At 36.1% G+C, this 2,102-nt stretch carries 2 protein-coding genes; both read left to right on the forward strand.

From position 1 onward, the window contains the following. The first annotated feature begins 414 nt into the window (after positions 1–414). On the forward strand, positions 415–933 hold the full coding sequence (locus ACFIKD_RS09240) for a Rha family transcriptional regulator (RefSeq protein WP_252619710.1): 519 nt from the start codon (positions 415–417) through the stop codon (positions 931–933). 81 nt (positions 934–1,014) lie between these two features. After that, positions 1,015–1,896, forward strand: coding sequence for a hypothetical protein (locus ACFIKD_RS09245; protein WP_375647874.1), 882 nt, complete (start codon positions 1,015–1,017; stop codon positions 1,894–1,896). The last annotated feature ends 206 nt before the right edge of the window (positions 1,897–2,102 follow it).

Raw genomic sequence — 2,102 nt, forward strand, 5'->3', positions numbered from 1 at the left:
TGCATACACGCAGTTTAATAAACATGTCCATTTACGCACTACATTTTATACTAAAAACCAAAAGTAAAATTTAAAAGAACTTGATATTCAACTAGGTAGGTATCAAAATGAAAAAAAATAAAAAATACGTATTGACATTAAAAAGTCATTCTGTTAAACGAATCACAAGTGCTTCAAAAACACTTAGCTATTAGCGGATGGGTTACGTAACAACCTTTCCCATGCCTTTAAAATACTGATTGTTTTTTATGCTATTATTAGCATATATTGATTACATCGGGTGTAGCTATGCCATACAATACCCTTCGCGAGGGAAAAGCATAGCGACGGACTAATAGCCGTGTTTTTGAGCGCCCGATGCCCTTATAGGGTTTTTAAATCAAAAACGTACTAACTATTAGAAAGGTTTTTTCAATGAAAGATCTAGTTACAATCAATGATGATGGCGTTGCAGTTACAAATTCTCTAAAAATTGCAGAGGGTGTAGGTAATAGCCATGCTACTGTTATTAGATTGCTACGTAAAAATATTAAAGATTTTGAAGAGTTTGGAAGGGTTGGATTTGAGATCGTACCCTTTAAAACAAATGGCGGATGTCAAAAAAGGGAAATCGCAATCCTTAATGAATCACAAGCAACTTTACTCATGACATATATGCGCAATAATGACACGGTGCGTGCATTTAAAAAGGCGCTTGTTAAAGCTTTTTATGAATTAAAAAGCCAATCAAAAAATCATGATTTATTCTCTAGAGATAATGATTTATTTTCTTATGAAAGTTTAAAAGCTCCTGAGGGAATTGGTAAAGTTTTGGGAATGATTGCTGCGCGTTTATCGTATGTAAATGATCTACAAAAAGAGCTTGATCACTACAAATTGGTTACGACAGAAGCCAAGCGTGTCTTAACAAACGCTATTGCAAAAGCAGCATAAGACAGCAGCGGCGGTGCGGGGGCGCCTCCTTATAACCATTTCATTTAAAAATTTGTTTAAATATTAGATTAGGAGTTACCTATGACCAATACAACTGTATCCAAAAAATATGAACTTATAGACGAAATAAAAAAAGTTTACGATGCTGAAACCCGTCAACCTAAACACTTTTATCGCATTCGTGCATTAAGGGATTTCGATGATGTCAAGGCTGGTGATCTTGGTGGTTTTATTGAGAAGGAAGATAACCTCTCTCATGATGGCAATTGCTGGGTCTATGATGATGCTATTGTGGCATATGATGCTATTGTTAGTGAAAATGCTAAAGTACGTAATGAAGCCGCTGTTGCTGAAAATGCTAAAGTTTATGGTAATGCTATAGTGAGTGATAAAGCCAAGGTTTATGGTCGTGATACCCATGTTTATGGCAATGCCAAGATTTTTGATAATGCTAGTATTAGTGGTACCATGTGGATTCGTGGCAAGGGGTGGGTTTATGGCAAGTGTGTGGTTAATGGCAATGCCAAGGTTTATGATCATGCTAAGGTTTGTGGTCAAGTTTGTAACAATGCCGTTGTTTATGGAAAAGCTTTTATTAGTATAGAGGCAAAAATTTATGACAATGCCAAGGTTTGGCATAGTGCTTATGTGAAGGGCTTTGTTTATGGCAATGCAAAAGTATCAGGGTCTTCTTGCGTATACGAAGGTTCTCATATTTTTGATCATGCTAGGGTTTATGGTAAAGCGCTTGTCTACAAAAATGTCAAGATTTATGGCAATGCGCGTGTTTATGAGAATGCTCGTATTTATGAAAAAGCAGAAATTTATGATGATGCGTGTGTTTCTAATAGGTCTATTATTGCAGAGGGTGTAAAAATCTCTGGCAACGCTGTAATTAATGGCAAGCAAAAGATTTGTGATGATACTGATGGTAGTGAACAAAGCACAAACAAAGCAGCCTAAATAACGGTGCGGGGGGCTGCTTTATAGCAAAAAAGCCGCGTCCTTTAAGACACGGCTTTTATGATCAAAACAGCTAGCGATCTAAATAAACGATTAAAGTAACCAATCGAAATATAAAAGAACGTCTCCTTATTGCACAAAACGTATCAAAACGCAAGCTGTTAAGTAAAATAAAAATGAGATTCATTCTTTAGATTCAGTGGGTT

It is taken from the genome of Bartonella sp. CR84HXZ (assembly GCF_042194535.1).
GTDB lineage: Bacteria > Pseudomonadota > Alphaproteobacteria > Rhizobiales > Rhizobiaceae > Bartonella > Bartonella grahamii.

Coding starts and splice junctions, on each gene's coding strand:
- ACFIKD_RS09240 (WP_252619710.1), top strand. CDS start 415: ATGAAAGATCTAGTTACAATCAATGATGATGGCGTTGCAGTTACAAAT.
- ACFIKD_RS09245 (WP_375647874.1), top strand. CDS start 1,015: ATGACCAATACAACTGTATCCAAAAAATATGAACTTATAGACGAAATA.